This is a genomic window from uncultured Aquimarina sp. (genome assembly GCF_947495315.1).
Classification (GTDB): Bacteria; Bacteroidota; Bacteroidia; order Flavobacteriales; family Flavobacteriaceae; genus Aquimarina.
Map to the genome: position 1 here is coordinate 13,158 of NZ_CANLYD010000014.1, position 20,130 is coordinate 33,287.

The following is a 20,130-nucleotide window of genomic DNA, read 5'->3' on the forward strand; positions in this document are numbered from 1 at the left end:
ATTAAAGATTAGAAAAATATTCTTTTGGGGTAGTCCCCATTAAATCTTTAAACGATTTGTTAAATGTAGTTTTAGAGTTGAAACCTGCCTCTTGTGCAAGTCCAAAGAAAGTCATGTTTTTAGCTTGATCTGTTTTTGCCAAGGCTATAAATTCTTTGATTCTATAGTAGTTTACGTACTCAAAAAAGTTCATGCCTATTCGTTCATTAAGTAATCGAGCAATCTCGGGATTACTTACTCCTAGCATTTCTGCCAATTCTGATTTTAGAAGTTTTCTATTTAAATATGGTTTTCTTTCCTCCATTAAACTCTCTAATTGAGATTTTAAGGTATCTAATTCTGGGTTTGATAATTTGGATTGCGCATATTTTTTTGGAGTTACTAGCTGAGTAACTTTGAATAACTGAGGTTCTTTTATACTATAAAATGTAATAAATAGAATAATAAGAGCTATGCTTATCCATATTACCTGCCAAGCAGATTTTTCTAAGAACTGGTATCCCAAGAGCCAGTATATAAACATACTAAACCAGCAAAGCATACAGATTCCTATAGCTATCAGAAAATTTAAGAAAAACTGAGATTTTACAGTATAACTTAATTCATTTTGGATGTCTTTTCTAAATTTTAAAAAGATTCTAAAACTTAAGACCCAGTATGTGATGTTAAATAGTAATCCAGTGGCAATAAAAAGTAAGGTAAATCTAAATTGCTCTCCACTTTCCAATCTTTCTTGTAATACGTCGTCAGATGGGAGGATAAAAGTGGCAGTTACAAATGTATTATACACCAAAGCTGGCACGTAATGTAGTAATTCTTTATACGAGAACTGCTTGTTTAATAAACTGGATCGAGTAAATAGGTAGATCGTAGCACCAAATAAGAGTGTTGCGAATTCAGAAAAAATAACCCATCGGTAATTATCTCCGAAGAAACCAGATATGTATAATATACGACCGCTTAATCCTATCGCTAAAACAAGTACTAAAAAAGCAATATATCTATTGATGCTTTTTCTTTTTTTTGGAGAAAAAACATAAATAAACAGTAAAAACAAACTTTGAAAATACCCGAAATAAACTAATTGATTAAGGAATGATTGCATATTGGTAATAATCTGTTTCTTTTGTTTACCCAGCTGATGCTTTAAAAATTACAAAACATAAACTGGGTTTAATATACTAGTTTAATACAAATTGATTTACATGTAACACGCCTTTGTGATTCATGGTAAGGTTTTCTTTGTAAAAAGCATCAAATTCTTGTTTATTCTCCCATTGAGTGATAACTAATAAATCGGGATTATGATAATACCCCAAAGGTGATTTTCCATTGGTTAATTGAAGAATTTTTTTTCCTCCTTTTGCTTTCGATTTTTGTAACCAAAGTTCTGTGAATTTTTTGAACGATTCAGTATCTTTTTTCCAGTAAGATGTAGCTACAATATATTTACTCCTGTCTATTTTGAACGAAATGTCTTTTGGCATTTCATAGTAGGTTAAATTAAATATAGACCACATATTTCTACGTTGTACATGGAAATCCGGAACTATATCTTCAATTTCTGAAATAAATTGTTCACGATTTTTTAAGTCATTCCATTTGCCAAAAATAAAAGTAGTAGGTTGAATGTTTCCCTGAGTTGTTTCTTTGATACTAAATCCAGGTTGTGGTCGATAGGTTCTTTTAAAAGCTACAGGGAAGGCGGTCTTTTTGTATCTTTCAAAGTCTTTTTCGATATCTGGTTTATTGGTTAGTAAGAGAATATCTAGAACTTCTCCTTTTTTAAAGTCAAAGGATTTTACATTGGATTGAGCAACAAGACTTGTTGTTAACAGACAAGTCAAGAAGACTAGGGTGAAATTTTTTAATAACTTCATTGTTTGTTTTTTAATGATTCATAATTTTCAAACAAATGTAGAAGCTGTTATGGATATTCAGTAATTATAGGAGCTCAGAAAGATACGGATACCGTATATGAACCAATTAGATGCCTTTTTTCGTATGAATTACTTTGATTTGATCAGAAACTACTCTTTTACTATTGAATTCATTGTTCGCTAACCATATCATTGCTGAAACGATCGTTTCAGGATGAATCGAACGATATTTTTTTAAAGATCCGAGCAATAGAGGATTTATTACTTTCATTAACTGTTTAAAGAAATATTCTCCAGTTCTTTTTTCATGTCTTTTACCACTAATTAATGACGGTTGCAAAATATGTGTTTTAGGAATTTCCATAGTTAAAACTGTTTCTTCCATTTCGCCTTTGGTACGATTATAAAATACCCGACTTTTTGGGTCCGCTCCTAAAGCAGAGATAATTATAAAAGTTTTAATATTGTTTTGCTTACAAAGTTGCGCTGCTGTTACCGGAATACCATAATCAATGGTGCGATACAATCCTTTATCTGGGGTTTTGGCATTCGTAGTTCCAATACAACAAAACACTTCATCTCCAATAAAATCTATCGCAATAGTTTTTAATTGAAGCATGTTAATTAGATGTTCTTCTATTTTGGGATGAGAGATTCCGACAGTTTTTCTGGAGAACAACTTAATTTTAGAGTAACGATCATCATCGAGTAATGTGTCTAAAAGAATTCTTCCTGTTAATCCTGTTGCTCCTAATATGATTGCTGTTTTAGCCATCTTACAAATTTAACAAGAAGAATCGTATGTCTTACGAGATAATTAAGACCAATCTTGTATATCTTTTATACAATGCACTAAGCACCTCAAAGATATGGGTAGCTCATTTCCTTTTTTGTTGTAGTAAAAAAATGATGTTAATGTTAATTTTGCGCTACCATTACCATACTGCTTGGTTTGCAGTCTTCATTTTCACCATCTTGGGAAAGAGATAGATCAACAACAGCTTTATCTTTGTTTGTAGAATCTATGTGTAAAACAATTTTATAACCTTGTTTGCTTTCTTGGTATTTTTTAACTTCGAAAGAAGCCCCCTTATAACTATTCATAAAAGGTTCTTTACCGGGTTTTAATGCCGTAGCTTTTCCGCCAATAGTAGTTTTTTTACAGGACTGATTCTCAAACACAAGCGTATATTGTATAGTGTCCTCTGATAACCAGGAAACAGATAATTTCTGGGTAATGTTACCAGTTTTATCGTTTTGAGTAGCTATATATGTTTTTTGAGTAACAGTTACAGGGCTATTTTCCTCGTTTGTAGTATCAACCTCTTCTGTAGGGTTAGTTTCGCTTAATTTATTATGGTTGTCAGAAGGCTTACTTTCTGATTTACAGCATATAAAAGCAAAAAGTAGGAGTAGGGTATAATTTTTCATTTTTTAAATATAATTTAGTTCAAATTGATTGGGATCAATAAAGCAAGATATTATTTTTATCTGATAAAATCCTTACAAATATAAGAATATCATTTTTTAGAAGTATTTAATACTGGAATATTTGCTTAGATGCTTTTGTAATGAAGATTTAAAGTCAATCGATTATGAGCTCTTTTGAATAGTTTATATCCACTATTTTTGTAGGAGACAAATAATGAAAAGTCAGAGAAAAATCATACACGTAGATATGGATGCATTTTATGCATCTGTTGAGCAAATGGACAATCCAGAGCTTAAGGGAAAACCTCTGGCTGTAGGTGGTGGTGGAAAGCGTGGTGTTGTTAGTGCTGCGAGTTATGAAGCACGCAAATTTGGTGTTCGTTCTGCAATGCCTGGGTTTACTGCCAGAAAGTTATGTCCTGATTTGCTTTTTGTGAGGCCAAGATTTGATCGGTATCAGGAGATTTCGAAACTAATCCGTAAAATATTTTTTGAGTATACAGATTTAGTGGAACCTTTATCACTTGATGAGGCGTATCTCGATGTAACCGAAAATAAAAAAGGAAATCCCAGTGCATCTTTAATCGCTCAGGAAATCAGACAACGAATTTTTGATGAAGTAGGATTGACCGCATCGGCAGGAATATCTGTCAATAAATTTATCGCCAAAGTTGCTAGCGATTATAACAAGCCTAACGGCCAGAAAACCGTAAATCCAGAAGAAGTCATAGAGTTTTTGGAAGACCTGGATGTTAAAAAATTCTACGGAGTAGGAAAAGTGACACAAGCTAAAATGTACCAATTAGGGATTTATACCGGAAAGGACTTAAAAACGAAATCAGAAGAGTTTCTGACCCAACATTTTGGTAAATCCGGAGGACATTATTATAAAATTGTTAGAGGAATTCATTTGAGTGAAGTGAAACCAAATCGAGAACGAAAATCTCTTGCTGCAGAAAGGACTTTTAGCGACAATATTTCTTCTGAAATATATATGCTGGAACGACTAGAAAATATTGCAGAGGAATTACAAAAGCGCTTAAAAAGAAGTAAAGTAGCAGGGAGAACAGTGACGCTAAAGATTAAATATAGTGATTTCACACTTCAGACCCGAAGTAAGACATTACCTTATTTTGTAAATGATGCAGATATACTTTTGGAGACGGCAAAGGAATTACTATATCAATCAGAAATGAAGAACTCAGTGCGATTGTTAGGAATTTCACTTTCTAACTTAAATACGGGTAAGAAAGATCAAAAGAAAATAGAAAAACAAGAAGTAGAGATTATTCAGTTAAGGTTTGATTTTTAGAAACTATAATTTGATAAGGAAGAGTTTCTAATTAAACTGTAATTTGCACGTATCATGACTATGAGTAAAAAGGCTAAATTTAGGGTTGCGATTACAGTTGTTTTATTGATACTTTTATTTTTGTATCACCTAAGTCCATATAAATTAGAATTTCTTGGACACTACAATAAAATATGGGCACATAGAGCTAATAGTACAGAAAAACTTCATTCGGCATTACAATATTTTAGAGGAGTAGAATTAGATTTGATATATGATGCAGAAGGGGATTTTTTGGATATAAATCATTCCACTTCAGAATCAATAGGTTTAAAATTTGAAGACTATTTTGACACTTTGGATAAAACGCAACATCCTTTACTGTGGTTAGATATCAAAAACCTGAATAAGGATACAGCTGGCGATATTTTAGATAAATTACTCCGGATTTTCGGGAAAAGAAATTATCCCTTGCAAAATATTTTAATCGAAACACGTTATGCGGAGGCATTGCCAATATTTACCAAAGAAGGGTTTAAAACTAGTTATTATTTGCCATATGATTTAAGGAAAAGAGATGAAGATAAGTTACAAATTGTGATACGAAAGATTGAAAAAATCTTAAAAGAACAACCTAATATTGGAATTTCGACAAATCATAAGGATTATAGAATCATAAAGGAACATTTTCCAAATCGCATAAAATATATTTGGGTTTTGGTACCCATCCTGAATATTGATTTTTTCACTACCAAAGAGATTCTAAATGATGAAAAAGTTGAGGTTGTATTGGTAAATTATAATGCGCTAAAAGGGAATCGATAAGATTTTTATATGTTACATAAAATTTCTGCTGCGCGTTTTAATGTATCTTCTGTTTTTGCAAAACAAAATCGTAGTACTTTATCATCCTGTTGATTTAGATTAAACACAGAAACTGGAATTGAAGCGATTTTGTGTTCTTTTGTTAGTCTTTCGGCGAAAGCCACATCACCTTCATCGGTAATAGCAGAATACTCTAACAATTGGAAATAAGTTCCTGCTGCAGGAATGTATGAAAATCTGGAATCTTTTATTAATGATAAGAATATATCTCTTTTTTCTTGATAAAAATCCGGCAGGGATAAATAATGTTCAGGTGTTTTTAGATATGCTGCCAATGCATATTGCATAGGATGACTACTGCAGAATACGTTAAACTGATGCACCTTTCTGAATTCTACCATCAGATCTCTAGGTGCTATACAATATCCCATTTTCCAGCCAGTTGTATGAAACGTTTTACCAAAAGAAGCTGTAATAAAAGCTCTTTCTGCTAATCCAGGAAATCTGGCAATACTTTGATGTTCCTGACTATCAAAAATAATATGTTCATAGACTTCGTCGCTTAGTAAAATAATATCAGTATTTTTTAATAAAGCTTCCAGCTGAAGCATGTCGTTTTTTGATAAAACAGTTCCCGTTGGGTTATGAGGAGTGTTGATGATGATCATTTTTGTTTTGGACGTAATTTTACTGGCAACTTCCTTCCAATCAACGGTAAAATTAGGTGCTGACAACTGAATCGGAATGATCGTTCCGCCGAATAATTCTATAGAAGGTTCATAAGAATCATAGGCTGGTTTAAAAACAATAACTTCGTCTCCGGGATGAATAAATGCTGAAATAATGGTAAAAATAGCCTGCGTAGCTCCAGAAGTAATCGTTATATCTGTTTCGGGATGGTAATTGCTATTGTAAAGAGCATTAGTTTTTTCCACAATCACCTCTCTTAAAGACAATAAACCAGACATAGGAGCATATTGATTATGTCCTTGCTGCATGCCAATGGTCACTAAATCAATTAGTTTTTTGTCAGTTTTAAAATTTGGAAATCCTTGAGAGAGATTAATAGCTTCATAATCATTTGCCATTTTACTCATTACAGTAAAAATTGTAGTAGATACGTTGGGCAATTTTGTTTGGATATTCCTCATAGTTATAAATCAAAAAATAGAAGGTATAAAAAAACCCTGAAAATGACAGGGTTTACTGTTGAGAAATTAAATTAATATCTAAAATATATGGCAATAACCTTGGTTACATCTATCTGAAAAATCGCCTGTTACTTCCCAACAATCCTGTGATGTTTCACAACGTAGATTTGTTCTGCAATAATAGCCTCCGTTGATAGATAGTTGTTCTGATTTGTCCAATTTGGCAACGTCTTTTAATTTTAGAATTTTTGATAACATAATTTTGTGTTTTAAACTATTGATGTTTTACCTACTCTATTAAAAGGTTTTCGGTTTACCCTTGTTAAAATCAAGTACTCATCATACAGTGATTTTCAACTCAAGTTATATCGAAATCAATAGGTAAAAAAACAAAACATCCGTATTTTTCGAAAAATACGGATGTAAAATAGGGGTTAATTAAGAAGTTTGATTTTAATAAACGTTATCACAAAGACAAATACTCTCGTGAGTACCCATATCAGGTTCAATTACTTCGCAATCCCCACCTTTTATCTTATACATAGAATTTGTGTTGATCTTAGCGATAGTTAGCTTTTGTAAGGTAATTACCTTTTGTTCTTTTGTTTTCATGATTATAATATTTAAGTTAAACAATGAATATTAAATCAAGGTACTTTTAATACCTGGTAATTCATAAATTGGTAACCGTATTTTAAAGAAATTAAGGTGAAGTTTAGAGGTTAGATTAGTTGTTTTTTTATTGCTTTCTAACTGTTTAAGCATTATGATTTTTTTTTGGAATCCTTCGTCTGATTATTTATTTTTTTAATATAATACGAAGGATTTAATCCAGTTTTTGATTTAAAATGTTTAGTAAAAGAATTATCCGTTTTATATCCAATTTCTAAGGCAATTGATTTTACCGAAAAAGATCTAAATTTTCTATCGTTTTTTAATCTTTTTAGAGCGTATTCAATTCTTAAATCATTTATATAATCGTTAAAACTATTTGCCTTATGTGTTTTAATGATTTTAGATAAATAGGTAGTATTCGTTTTTACTTTTTTGGCCATTGATCTTAAATCACAATCGGTATTTAAAAAAAACTCTTGACTTTCTAGCTTATGCAATCCGTTAAGAACATCATTAACTTTTTTGTCATCAATTATAATAGCCTTAGGATTGTTCTTTTCTTTGGATTCTAAAGTGTTTATTTTTTGTATTAATGTATCAAAACGCACTTTATTATTTTTTTGTTTTCTGAAGTATTTAAAAAGAATGAACATCAAAAAAACACAGACGAATAGTAGTATAAAGAACACATACTCCTTATAACGTGCTTTTAATTTGTTTTCTAGTTTTTGAGTATTCTGCTTATGTAATTTATTTACTGTTTTATTTGTTGCATCTTGAAACTGCGCCTGTAGTACTACGACTTTCTCTAAGTATATTGATTCTTGTTTTTTGTCAATTACTTTATAGCATTTTGCGAATAACTTATTTATATCTATGAATCGTATGTTTCTTGAATCTTTTTCTTCTAATAGAGGTTCGGTATTTTTTAAATAAGAAATAGCTTTGTTGTATTCTTTTTGCTCATAAAAACAACTTGCCAGAAAATAATAGAGATTTAGTATTGATTTTTTTTGGGTAATCTTCTTATTTATCAGAATATCCTCAGCTAAATATAAATGCTCCAATGCCTGAGGTAATTTATTTCTATTAAATGATACGATGCCTTTTTTAGTTAATAAATCAATATGTCCAATAGAATAATCTAAAGATTCTGACATTGCTATTCCTATATCTGCATAATGTAGGACTGAATCATATTTTTTTTGATCGAGATATGTTTCACTAATTATGGTAATAAATTTAACGTGGTCTATGCTATTTTTATAAGATGAATTTTCAATAAGTGATAAGGCGTTTTTACAAACCTCTAACGCTTTATCCAATTGCTGCATTCTTCTAAGAATCATTGCTATTCCAGAATTTACAGCAAGTTGATATTTTATATTTTTATTCTTTTGTAAAATTTTTAGTGCGAGATCATAAGAATCAAGGGATTTTTGATTTTTCCAATCTTTCAGATAAGCATTCCCTAATTTTATATAACATTTAGATAAAAATGTATCGTCCTCTATTTTTTTTGCAAGTTTGGCGGTTTTGTTCAAATAATAAGTACTACGTTCATATTCTTCTTTATTATAGAAGAATGAAGCTATGTTATAATATTGTTGAGCTAAAATTAGATCGCTATCAGAAATTTTATTAAGAGCACTTTCATATACTTTACTTTCTTGGGGATTAGAACGTTTTATATATGCTACAATTTGTTTCGGAGATTTAGTCGTTAAGCTATCTGGTATACTTATTTGAATTCCATTAGCTAATACACTTTTGCTAATGAATAAGAATGTGATAAGAAAACATGTTGACAGGAATTGTTTCGTCAAAAAAGTCATTTATTTAAAATTCGATGATTTCTCAAAAGTAATGTTTTTCATTTTTTAAGTTATTACAGAAAATAATAACTTCCGAAAGTGTTGTGTTAGGAAAAATTTACACGATTATAAAAAAGTAATATTGTCTTTTGTTTAAAGATAGTATTATATTTCAAACGATTTCGTAATGAAAACTCAACAAAATTTAAAATCTATTTTAATTCATTATAAATACTGTATTACTGGTTCAAAATCTTGTTAAAAACAAGTTTGAAGCTTATTTTTGCTAATCAAATTTTTAAACATTCTTTATAATGAGTGGATTGATAAAATCTTCAATAGCTAGAAAGGTTGCGATGGCACTTTCGGGACTTTTCTTAGTATTTTTCTTATTACAGCATTTTACCATCAATTTTACTTCTGTTTTTAGCCCAGATACTTTTAACGAATTATCGCATTTTATGGGTACAAATCCATTGGTGCAGTTTGCTTTACAGCCAGTATTAATTTTTGGGGTAGTTTTCCATTTTATTATGGGATTTGTTTTGGAAATAAAAAATCGAAACGCTAGAGCAGTTAAATATGCAAAATATAACGCTGGAGCAGGTGCTTCCTGGATGTCCAGAAATATGATTCTTTCCGGATTAGTGATTTTGGCATTTTTAGGGCTACACTTTTACGATTTCTGGATTCCGGAAATAGTACATAAATATATAGAGTTCGCACCAGAAGACCCTTCACGTTACTATCATGAATTGACAGAGAAATTTGTAAGTCCGGTACGTACTGGATTATATGTGCTGTCTTTTGTTTTCTTGGCATTACATTTATGGCACGGGTTTGCATCATCGTTTCAATCTGTTGGTTTCAATAACAAATTTTCTGTTGGAGCAACTAAGTTTGCTAAGGTATTTTCGATTGTAATCCCACTAGGATTTATTATCATATCCTTAGTCCTTCATTTTAATCATAATCACTAAAACCACTATTATGTCAATTTTAGACTCTAAAATACCAGAAGGTCCACTGGCAGATAAGTGGACAAAACATAAAAATACAATTAACCTGGTGAATCCAGCCAATAAGCGTAATATTGATGTTATTGTTGTTGGTACTGGATTAGCAGGAGGAAGTGCTGCTGCTACACTGGCAGAACTTGGATATAACGTAAAAACATTTTGTTATTCTGATTCTCCACGTCGTGCGCACTCTATTGCGGCTCAAGGAGGAATCAACGCAGCAAAAAATTATCAAGGAGATGGTGATTCTAATTACCGTCTTTTTTATGATACTGTAAAAGGAGGGGATTATCGATCTAGAGAAGCAAATGTTTACAGATTGGCTGAAGTTTCAGGAAATATCATCGATCAATGTGTCGCTCAAGGAGTTCCTTTTGCACGCGAATATGGTGGGTTATTGGACAATCGATCATTTGGTGGTGTATTAGTATCACGTACTTTTTACGCGAAAGGGCAAACTGGTCAGCAGTTATTGCTTGGGGCATACTCAGCGATGAACCGTCAGATCAACCGTGGAAAAATACAAGCTTTCAATCGTCACGAGATGTTAGATCTAGTGAAAGTTGATGGCAAAGCAAGAGGAATTATTGCCAGAAATTTGGTAACTGGAGAAATCGAACGTCATTCTGCACACGCTGTAGTATTGGCATCAGGTGGATATGGAAACGTATTCTTCTTAAGTACCAATGCAATGGGAAGTAATGTGATGGCAGCCTGGAGAGCACACAGAAGAGGAGCTTTCTTTGCAAATCCATGTTATACACAGATCCATCCAACATGTATTCCGGTGTCAGGAGATCATCAGTCTAAATTGACTTTAATGTCAGAATCTTTACGTAATGATGGTCGAATTTGGGTTCCAAAAAGAAAAGAAGATGTAGAAGCGATACGTGCTGGTAAATTAAAACCAACACAATTATCCGAAGAAGAAAGAGACTATTACTTAGAACGTCGTTATCCTGCATTTGGTAATTTGGTTCCTCGTGATGTAGCTTCTAGAGCGGCAAAAGAGCGTTGTGATGAAGGTTTTGGAGTAAACAAAACCGGAGAAGCTGTGTATCTTGATTTTGCTGCTGCTATTCAACGATACGGGAAAGAAAAAGCATTGACTTCAGGAATTCATAATCCTACTGCAGAACAAATATTGGAATTTGGAGAAAAAGTTATCGAAGAGAAGTATGGTAACTTATTCCAGATGTATGAGAAAATTGTGGATGAGAATCCGTATAAAACTCCAATGATGATCTATCCGGCTGTACACTACACAATGGGAGGTCTTTGGGTAGATTATAACTTACAAACTACAGTTCCTGGTTGTTATGCTGCTGGAGAAGCTAATTTCTCTGATCACGGAGCAAATAGATTAGGAGCTTCTGCATTGATGCAAGGATTGGCCGATGGATACTTCGTATTACCATATACTATTGGAGATTATCTATCTCACGATATACGTACCGGAAAAATCCCAACGGATACACCAGAGTTTGATCAAGCTGAGAAAGATGTAAAAGATCGAATTGAGAAGCTAATGGGTGGATCCGGAGAGCATTCTGTTGATTATTACCATAAGAAATTAGGTAAGATCATGTGGAATAAATGTGGAATGTCTCGTAATGAGAAGGGATTAAAAGAAGCAATTGATGAAATAGCTGCTTTGAGAGAAGATTTCTGGAAAAACGTAAAAGTTCCCGGAGCCGCTAATAGTATGAATCCAGAATTGGAAAAAGCCGGAAGAGTTGCTGATTTCTTGGAGTTAGGAGAATTATTTGCAAAAGATGCTTTGGATCGTAACGAATCTTGCGGAGGACATTTTAGAGAAGAATCTGTTGAACAAGATGGTGAACAGAAAGGAGAAGCTCTGAGAGATGATAAAAACTTTAAATACGTTTCTGCCTGGGAATATAAGGGAGAACCTAAAGATGCTGTCCTTCATAAAGAAGACTTAGTATTTGAAAACATTGAATTAAAAACACGTTCTTATAAATAAAAAGCTATGAATCTTACATTAAAAATATGGCGTCAGAAAGACGCTCAATCCAAAGGAAAGATAGTAGAGTATCCAATCTCTGGAATTGAAGGAGATATGTCTTTTTTAGAAATGCTAGACGTGTTAAACGAAGAGTTGATTACTAAAGGTGAAGAACCTGTGGTATTTGACCATGACTGTAGAGAAGGTATTTGTGGAGCTTGTTCATTACAGATCAATGGAGAGCCTCATGGACCAGATAGGTTGATAACCACCTGTCAGTTGCATATGCGTAAGTTTAATGATGGAGATACTATTTTTATTGAGCCATTTAGAGCGAAGGCGTTTCCGGTTGTTAAAGATTTAATGATTGATAGGAGCTCTTTTGATCGTATACAGCAGGCAGGAGGATTTATTTCTGTAAATACTTCAGGTAATACTATTGATGCTAATGCGATCCCTATTCGTAAGGAAGATGCAGATGAAGCAATGGATGCAGCAACCTGTATTGGTTGTGGAGCATGTGTTGCGGCTTGTAAAAATGCATCTGCGATGTTATTTACTTCGGCGAAAGTGTCACAGTTTTCATTATTGCCTCAAGGGCAAGTAGAAGCTACCGAGCGTGTAATGGCTATGGTAAACCAAATGGATGAAGAAGGATTTGGTAATTGTACGAATACTGGAGCTTGCGAAATAGAATGTCCTAAAGGAATTTCTTTAGAAAATATTGCTCGTATGAATCGTGAGTATATGAAAGCTAGTTTGAAAGGGTGATTTATTTCTGAAATAATTATTCTTTAAAATATAAAAAGCCTCTGATAAAACAGAGGCTTTTACATTGGATGTTTTTACTAAATCGCTTAATTAGGATAGCCTATCCTTTTCCGATAGCGGCATTTAAAACGCCACCTTTTATATTGGAATTCATCTCAAGATCACCACCTATTTCACTTCCGTTGCCATTTCCACCATAAATTGATGATAAATTGACTGTTTTATAACTTGCAAAGTTACTAATAGCAGTTGTTTTTTGATTTTTCATGACATTTTAAGTTTTGTGATTACACTAATTTCCCTGTAAGTTTAAGTAAAAAAAACAAAAACTATTAAAGTTGTTTGAATTTTTCTTTTAAATAGAAAGATTTCATAGTTATAAATTTGATAATGGATTTGCTTTGCCTAATCCGTATGGAGAGGGATAATTAATTGATTCCCTTATCAAACGGATAGAATCAAGGGTTTTTATCGAATAAATTCAAATTCCTTTTAAAAGTATATCCCAAAACTTTTAAAGTCTTATCAGAATTAACAATCTTCCCTTTTGAAAGAGTTTCATAATCATAATCAGGAATAGGTAGTTCCATTTGTTTGCAAATCATACTATAATACTTAGCTTTTGGAGGATGCTCTGGATAGGATGTATTAAAAACATCATTCCAATGATCCATTTCTATTATTTTTTTGATAACACCAATACAATCTTCTCTATGAATAAGGTTTATGGGTGCAAGTGGATTTTTGATATTTTTCCTTTTCGAAAGCATAGTTGCTGGATGTCTTCTGGAATCAAATAAACCGGCAAAACGAAGAATAGTAGTTTCAAAGTTTTGATTATCTCGCAGGATTTTTTCCGTTTCTATTAATTGTTTTCCGGCATTTGAAATAGCATTTGGACACGTTTCAGATGTAATCAAAGGAAAACCTTCAAGATCTGCAAAAACCGATGTAGAGCTAATAAAAAGCACTTTTTGGATAGTAGATTGCTCAATGATTGGGATTAGATGTTGGATTTTGCCTACAAAATTACTTTCTGGATTTCTTCTTAACCCTGGAGGTATATTGATAATCAGGATTTCACTTTTGGCTAGAAAAGAATCAATAGCACCTTTAGGACGATCTTCTGTGACTTCCGTTAGGTACGGATCAATACCCTGATTTTTAAGGTTAACTAATTTGTTTTTTGAGGTTGTGGAACCTTTAACAATGTGTTTTTCTGTAAGTAAAGCTTTTGCTAATGGTAATCCTAACCATCCCGTACCTAGGATACTAATTTGTTTGCTCATTATCTTCTGATAAATTTTGAGATTGATCTGTTTGCAAAGATGTAGAATCCTGAGGTTTTTCAACATACTCGAATCTCAATGTTTTTTTAATTGTAATGGCATCATTAAGCACAAAGGGTTTTGGAATCATCGTTTCAGAACGTTTTGAAACAGAGAGTAGATCATTTTCCAGCAGATCATATGAAGATTCGTATACAACAATTTCTGGTACAGAATCCTTATGAAATTGCATTCTTAGCTCTAAAGGTTCATTATTTCTTAGGTGATATGTTAACAAACGGTTACTCCAGCGATTAGTGAATGCATTGTATACAGATCCATCTTTATAGGTTACATCTTTTGGAGCAACTCCATTTGCCAATAAACTTTCAAAATTAAAAGACTTACGCATAAACAAATCAATCCTGTTGATATCGCGTTGAGGACGTAGGCAAATATCCAGTATTCTTTTATCTCCCTTTATACTATCAAAAGAGGTTTCAACTTTTACAGATTTAATATCTTTTAGGGGAGCATTATTCACATAGTTGAAGGAGTTACTGTATTTACTCTCAATAGTATTTTGATTCCAATCTTTAGCTAGATTTTTAAGTCGATCTATATGGTTTTTTGTCCAGGAATCTAATGTATGGTCATAAGACGCCCAATACGCTTTATTTTGGTCTTCGTGTACTATATATACTAAACTATTTGGTTTTTGCCTTTCTTCAGTGAAATCAGACTTAAAGTGAGATGCCCCAAGGCATACTAATGCTAACACAAATATAACAGTGCCCAACATACTTTTTTTAGTATAAAAACCTACTACAGGTAAGAGCAATGTACAAAGTAAAACTGTTAACACTGATGAAGCAAAAGCAATTTTTAATCCTAAAGCAACTGGAAATGTCGCGATAAACGGTACAATCATAAAAATAGCCGGCAGACATAAAATGAGCATTAGTATTGGAAATGGTCTTTTCTGATTAATCAAAACAAACTGACATAGAAGACAGAGAAGTACAGGTATGATAAAATAACTAGCACCTTCTAAATAAACAGCAGCAGCTCCACAAATTAGGATCCAAAAAAACAAAGGAGCTACTAATATACTAGGTAGTTCCTCTTCATTATCAAAAATACTATATACTTTAAAGAAAGCAGCGACAGCCAGTAATACAGCTCCCGCTATGTAGTAATATCCGTTATATGGAAAACCATGCAAGATATCATTGTATTCTGGATATATGATCAATGCCAATTTCCAAAGTCCGAAACCTAAAACTCCAGCTAAACCTACAGAAATAATAAATGCTAAAAACCCACTTCCGACTTCTCCTGCATTAATACGAAATCTAGCTTTTCCGTACATTATGAAACCTATAAATAGTAAAATTGCTAACCCGAGTAATGGATAAATCCAACTAAATGGATATTTAATAACCTTAAATATTGGGGCGTTAAAATATAAAAAGTCCTCTTCTGATTTCAGATTCGTAATATCAGAATTGGAAAAATAGGTTAATAGCGGCATTAAATAACTACCTTGATGTTGTAGTGTATTCAGATCTAGATTTTGCCAGGTATCATTGGCGGTATGATAATCAAAGTGATCATCAATAAAAGCAAAATTATATCCTTCTATATTTCCATGTCTCCTAAAAACGGTTAAATCAGTGTCATTAGGTAATAATTTATAAATACTATAAGCCAATGAGTTTGTTACCGGAAACTGTGGATCAGCTTTTATGAATTCTTCAATCATCTTACCATTCTTACCATTGGTTTCCATCAGCATATAGGAATTTCCTCCACTTCCTCTGGCTTCAAAATTTAGTACAAGACCTACATCTTTTGACCAAGGATGTTCGGTTACAAAGAGATCAGCACCATTTAAGCCTAATTCTTCACCATCTGTAATACATATGATAATATCATTTTTAGGAGTTTTGTTTTGTGCTATATATGCTCTAACACCTTCTAAAATAGTTGCAACTCCACTTCCTGCATCACTTGCCCCATAAGAAGAATGCTGACTACTATCGTAATGTGAGAGAAGGAGTAATGCCTTACTGTCTTCTGATGTACCTTTGATTTTGGCAATAATATTTTGAGGTTTGCTCATACTACCTTTATCACCGATAGAAAAACCTTCCTGAATTTCGGGTGACAAGCCCAGTTTTTTGAGTTCTTCTATGATATAATCTTTAGCTTCGTCGTGCGCTGGGCTACCTAAGTAATGGGGTTTCTCAGATATTTTTTTGACATGTTCTAATGCCCGCAAAGTAGAAAATTCTTGTTCAGGAGTATCGAGACCAGAAATTTGTTGAGGCATACTACTATAAAAAGTATACCAAACAGATAAAACAATTAGTAAAAGTGTGAGTACTGAAAGAATTTTTTTCATCAGTTATTGGTTGTTTGTGTTAGTTTGTATGAAGAAATGTAGGGTAAGATTTTATAACAAAAATGGAAGCATGAAAAAGAAATGTTAGTAATCTCACTTTTATCAATTTGATTCCTATTTGCCTCATTTATTTAATATCTATTAAGATAAGTGTCACGAGCGTTAGTTTTTTTAATAATAACTAATATTTATCTATTTTATTGGTTGCGATAAAGGTAATAAAATAAGATTTTACTATTATAAATGTTAAAAATCCATTGAATAAGTAATGTAAAATGACTATATTTAAGATTCACTAAATCACTATTATTATGGGAATTATAAGTTTTCAGGGCGCTAGATCTAAGGTAAAAAAACAAGATAATACACCAATTAAAGTTTCGGATTATATGACCAGAAATTTGATTACTTTTTCTCCAAAACAGTCTGTTTTGGAAGTAATGGAGTCATTAGTAAAAAATAAAATTTCAGGTGGTCCGGTTGTCAATGAACAAAATGAATTATTGGGTATTATTTCTGAAGGAGATTGCATCAAACAATTAAATGAAAGTCGTTACTATAATATGCCTATTGATGACGCCAATGTAGAAAGGTTTATGGTAAAAAATGTGGAAACCATTGATGGAAACATTAGCATTTTTGATGCTGCAAATAAGTTTTTAGAGACTAAAAGAAGACGATTTCCAATTTTAGAAGATGGCAAGTTAGTAGGGCAGATCAGTCAAAAAGATGTAATGAAAGCTGCTCTAAAAATGAATAGCCAAAATTGGAGAGATAAGTAGAACTAGGTTCTATTTCTTTTTTAACTCTTGTGCTTTGGGATCATCTGTTATGATTAGCTTGTTTTCACTATTACCAGATATGTATAAACTTTTAGAAGAGTATGGATCGAGATTATGATCGGACTCTTTCCAATTTCCTGTACCCAATATTGTAATTTTTTCTCCTATTTCAATGACTCCTTCTCTATAACGTATGCTTTTGTTAAAACCAAACAATCCAGTACTATCTTTACCATGTGATTGTAGATATTGTTCTAAAAATTTCGGGGCGTCATTCCAGGTTCCTGATGTATATTCTATGTCTTGATCAAGATAAACAGTTTTAGCGCTTTTCGGAATTTTTGTAGAGACTATAGCTTTATCACCCTGACTTTCAATGATAAAATCCTGAAATTCCTCTTCTTGAATAATGGTTCTCCAGGAACTGCTTTTTCCATTGCTTCTTTTTTCTTCTACCTGTATTTTATAATACAAACATTTCCTTTTTCCGATAGGAGATATAAAAGGTTCATTAATAGGAAAAGCTTTCCCCTTGATTTTTATATATTCATTTTCTTTACAGAGTTGAATTTTCTTGAAAGGATACTCCTTTAATTTCCGGAGCATTCTGTTTTTCTTACTGTATATTTGCGAAAAAATTAGAAATATAATAACTCCAAAAAGGAAAATAAAAAAGAAACCTCCGTTTCCCAGATCAAGTTTTAAAATGTTAAGAACATACATACTAGCTATTTCTTTTGACTAAGGCGTAATATTCATTTTCTAGCGGAAGGTACCCTTGGTCATATACAAAATAATATATCGTACCGACTTTAGTTGTATAAATGCTAGTGAAATGTTGAAAATCAAACCCTTTAGCGATAAGTTTTGATCTGGTAGTTTTTGTTTTCTCGTTGGGATTGAGTTCTTCTAGTATCCTATAGTTTTTTCTAAGGCGATTATTAATATTTCTTACCAGGTTTTTACTATCCTTATTGATTTTATTGTTAAAAGCATTTCTGCAGTAATCACTACAGAACTTTTTATCTGCTCGACCGATAATTTTTTCGCCACATTCCGGACAGTCTTTTTGCATTGCGTTATATTTAAATCAGCAAGATACAATAATCCGATTTAATCGTTTGTAATCGGCTTCTGTGTACACTATTTTTTTAAGTATTATAAACAAAAAAGCAACTAGTTACCTAACTAGTTGCTTTTACATTAGTTTAGCAAGATCTGTTATTTAATAAGTATTTTTTTAGTGAAAGTTTCTTTCGAATTTGCAAGAGTTATCTTAGACATATACATCCCTGCAGCTAGTTTGGAAACATCATATGCGTAGCTGTTAGAAGACAATACTTTATCATCAAGTAGGTTTACTTCTCTTCCGTTAAGATCATAAATACCTATCGTTGCAATAGTTCCTTCTTTAAAATTAAAGTTTACTATTTGGGTTGCCGGATTCGGATATACGCTAAATGAAATATCTGATAGATCATTTACACTTAATACGTTACCTGCAGAGCAGTTAGGGATTGGATTTGATAAAATTGGCTGTAAATAATCCATTTTCCATTGCACTACGGTGGTCCAATCATCGGCTAGAATACCTCCTGTGTCACCAGAGTTAGGGTTTAACGCCCAAAAGGTAAAGTGCAATTTTTTTTCTTTTATAAAATCTATAAACTTTGCAAACCAGATTTCATCTAGTCCACCTTGCCCTTTTATCCCTAATTCTCCAACAAGTAAAGGAGAGGTTCCGTTAGTATTAAGGAAGTTAAATTGTTCTTCCCAAATGCCTGGCATATTCTCAGGGAAATCAGGAGCGGAGAACCAAGTTTGTTCAAAAACTGTTGGACCATATTCGTGAGGTGAATACATTAATTTGTTTGGGTTACTTAAAGTAATTGGATAATCTCTTGCACCTTGTAAGTTTCCTCCCCACCAATAAGAAGTTTGTGTACCATCTGGTTTTGTATAAGCCTCAATTCCTTCTACCATGATTAATACATTAGGATTTGCTTCTAAAATTGCATTTCCACATTTTTCGGCAGCCATTCTCCAATCTGTAGCCGGATCATTGTTACCCCATCTAGCTCCTAGAGGATTGTCAATTTTTCCATTTGGTTCATTATTGATATCCATACCAATAACGGCATCATATTCTTTATAACGGTCCGCTAAAAATACCCAATCATCAATCCATTGTTGTTCTGAAACATTATCAGTATACCATAATTTTTCAACGAGATATGCATCAGGATTTCTAGAGTGGCAATCAAGAATTATTTTCATATCATTCTCCTGACACCACTTTACCACTCTATCTAGTAATTCTAATGGAGTACTGTAATTTGCTTCTTCCTCATTCATAGGTGTTACACCAGTATACGGATCAGTGCCATAAGAACTGATGTTTATAGAAGCACCATCTCTTAGCATCATATTGTGCCAAGGTATTCTAAAACAATTAAAACCTAGGTCTTTGGATTGTTGTAAAACACTTTTGTGATCTCGAGACCAGATTCCATGAAAACTGCTGAGTTGCGTTTCGAAACCAAACCAGTTAACTCCGGCTAGAATTACTTCATTTCCATCAGCATCTAGCAATTTATTGCCACTTGTAGATAACCAATTGCCTTCGCAATTATCAGTTTGCGAGGTAGCATTGATACATATAAGCAATGCACTCAATAGGGTAATGTAAAAACTTTTCATTTTGATGATTTGTGTTACGGTTAATAAGCATCTATAACGATTGCGAAAAAGCTTTTAGTATTTCATTATTAGCAGTATTGTACATAAATTGAATTTTTATGGAAAACCTTTTAATCATTTTGATTTTTAGTGTTTTATCTATTAAATCTTTAGTTTGTTTAGAGATTTCGTAATAAAAAAAGTAAGAATTCTTTGTTGTAAAGTAAT

At 32.5% G+C, this 20,130-nt stretch carries 19 protein-coding genes; 6 read left to right on the forward strand and 13 right to left on the reverse strand.

Features of this window, described 5'->3' with window-relative positions; all coding sequences use genetic code 11:
- Position 1: 1 nt before the first annotated feature.
- From Q0910_RS20775 to Q0910_RS20790, 4 genes are all read right to left on the reverse strand, one after another.
- The gene (locus Q0910_RS20775; protein ID WP_299220870.1) at positions 2–1,105 is read right to left on the reverse strand and encodes a helix-turn-helix domain-containing protein; all 1,104 of its coding nucleotides are present in this window, start codon (positions 1,103–1,105) and stop codon (positions 2–4) included.
- A 76-nt stretch (positions 1,106–1,181) separates the two neighbouring features.
- Positions 1,182–1,880 (reverse strand): hypothetical protein, encoded by a 699-nt coding sequence (locus Q0910_RS20780; protein WP_299220873.1) that lies wholly within the window; start codon positions 1,878–1,880, stop codon positions 1,182–1,184.
- Between the two features lie 106 nt (positions 1,881–1,986).
- Positions 1,987–2,655, reverse strand: a complete 669-nt coding sequence (locus Q0910_RS20785; RefSeq protein ID WP_299220875.1) for a nucleoside-diphosphate sugar epimerase — start codon at positions 2,653–2,655, stop codon at positions 1,987–1,989.
- A 143-nt stretch (positions 2,656–2,798) separates the two neighbouring features.
- Positions 2,799–3,311, reverse strand: coding sequence for a hypothetical protein (locus tag Q0910_RS20790; RefSeq protein WP_299220878.1), 513 nt, complete (start codon positions 3,309–3,311; stop codon positions 2,799–2,801).
- 214 nt (positions 3,312–3,525) lie between these two features.
- On the opposite strand from Q0910_RS20790, the gene dinB reads away from it, so the two are divergent.
- Both dinB and Q0910_RS20800 read left to right on the forward strand, forming a co-directional pair.
- Positions 3,526–4,623, forward strand: a complete 1,098-nt coding sequence (gene dinB / locus Q0910_RS20795; RefSeq protein WP_299220881.1) for a DNA polymerase IV — start codon at positions 3,526–3,528, stop codon at positions 4,621–4,623.
- A gap of 54 nt (positions 4,624–4,677) precedes the next feature.
- Positions 4,678–5,427, forward strand: a complete 750-nt coding sequence (locus Q0910_RS20800) for a hypothetical protein (protein ID WP_299220884.1) — start codon at positions 4,678–4,680, stop codon at positions 5,425–5,427.
- A 5-nt stretch (positions 5,428–5,432) separates the two neighbouring features.
- Here Q0910_RS20800 and Q0910_RS20805 read toward each other — a convergent pair whose 3' ends face one another.
- From Q0910_RS20805 to Q0910_RS20815, 3 genes are all read right to left on the reverse strand, one after another.
- Positions 5,433–6,578 (reverse strand): methionine aminotransferase, encoded by a 1,146-nt coding sequence (locus Q0910_RS20805; protein ID WP_299220887.1) that lies wholly within the window; start codon positions 6,576–6,578, stop codon positions 5,433–5,435.
- 453 nt (positions 6,579–7,031) lie between these two features.
- A complete protein-coding gene (locus Q0910_RS20810) occupies positions 7,032–7,190 on the reverse strand; it encodes a hypothetical protein (RefSeq protein WP_299220890.1) in 159 nt (52 codons plus the stop codon).
- Positions 7,191–7,342: 152 nt separating this feature from the next.
- Complete coding sequence (locus tag Q0910_RS20815) at positions 7,343–9,019, reverse strand: helix-turn-helix domain-containing protein (RefSeq protein WP_299220893.1); 1,677 nt, start codon at positions 9,017–9,019, stop codon at positions 7,343–7,345.
- Between the two features lie 302 nt (positions 9,020–9,321).
- On the opposite strand from Q0910_RS20815, the gene Q0910_RS20820 reads away from it, so the two are divergent.
- The 3 genes from Q0910_RS20820 to Q0910_RS20830 are packed head-to-tail and all read left to right on the forward strand — an operon-like array spanning position 9,322 to position 12,766.
- On the forward strand, positions 9,322–9,987 hold the full coding sequence (locus tag Q0910_RS20820) for a succinate dehydrogenase cytochrome b subunit (RefSeq protein ID WP_299220896.1): 666 nt from the start codon (positions 9,322–9,324) through the stop codon (positions 9,985–9,987).
- Positions 9,988–9,997: 10 nt separating this feature from the next.
- Entirely contained in the window at positions 9,998–12,013 is a 2,016-nt protein-coding gene (locus Q0910_RS20825) for a fumarate reductase/succinate dehydrogenase flavoprotein subunit (protein WP_299220899.1), read from the forward strand.
- 6 nt (positions 12,014–12,019) lie between these two features.
- Positions 12,020–12,766, forward strand: a complete 747-nt coding sequence (locus Q0910_RS20830; RefSeq protein ID WP_299220901.1) for a succinate dehydrogenase/fumarate reductase iron-sulfur subunit — start codon at positions 12,020–12,022, stop codon at positions 12,764–12,766.
- Positions 12,767–12,866: 100 nt separating this feature from the next.
- On the opposite strand, the gene Q0910_RS20835 is transcribed toward Q0910_RS20830, so the two are convergent.
- From Q0910_RS20835 to Q0910_RS20845, 3 genes are all read right to left on the reverse strand, one after another.
- Entirely contained in the window at positions 12,867–13,034 is a 168-nt protein-coding gene (locus Q0910_RS20835; protein ID WP_299220904.1) for a hypothetical protein, read from the reverse strand.
- 190 nt (positions 13,035–13,224) lie between these two features.
- Positions 13,225–14,055, reverse strand: a complete 831-nt coding sequence (locus Q0910_RS20840; protein WP_299220906.1) for a cupin — start codon at positions 14,053–14,055, stop codon at positions 13,225–13,227.
- Positions 14,039–16,441, reverse strand: a complete 2,403-nt coding sequence (locus Q0910_RS20845) for a M28 family peptidase (RefSeq protein WP_299220908.1) — start codon at positions 16,439–16,441, stop codon at positions 14,039–14,041. Before Q0910_RS20845 ends, Q0910_RS20840 begins: the two co-directional genes overlap by 17 nt.
- Before the next feature lie 311 nt (positions 16,442–16,752).
- Here Q0910_RS20845 and Q0910_RS20850 point away from each other — a divergent pair, with 311 nt between their 5' ends.
- A complete protein-coding gene (locus Q0910_RS20850) occupies positions 16,753–17,223 on the forward strand; it encodes a CBS domain-containing protein (RefSeq protein WP_118459419.1) in 471 nt (156 codons plus the stop codon).
- Positions 17,224–17,232: 9 nt separating this feature from the next.
- Here Q0910_RS20850 and Q0910_RS20855 read toward each other — a convergent pair whose 3' ends face one another.
- From Q0910_RS20855 to Q0910_RS20865, 3 genes are all read right to left on the reverse strand, one after another.
- Entirely contained in the window at positions 17,233–17,946 is a 714-nt protein-coding gene (locus tag Q0910_RS20855) for a GIDE domain-containing protein (RefSeq protein WP_299220910.1), read from the reverse strand.
- Between the two features lies 1 nt (position 17,947).
- Complete coding sequence (locus Q0910_RS20860; protein ID WP_299220912.1) at positions 17,948–18,298, reverse strand: hypothetical protein; 351 nt, start codon at positions 18,296–18,298, stop codon at positions 17,948–17,950.
- A gap of 146 nt (positions 18,299–18,444) precedes the next feature.
- Complete coding sequence (locus Q0910_RS20865; protein ID WP_299220914.1) at positions 18,445–19,923, reverse strand: cellulase family glycosylhydrolase; 1,479 nt, start codon at positions 19,921–19,923, stop codon at positions 18,445–18,447.
- Between the last annotated feature and the right edge of the window lie 207 nt (positions 19,924–20,130).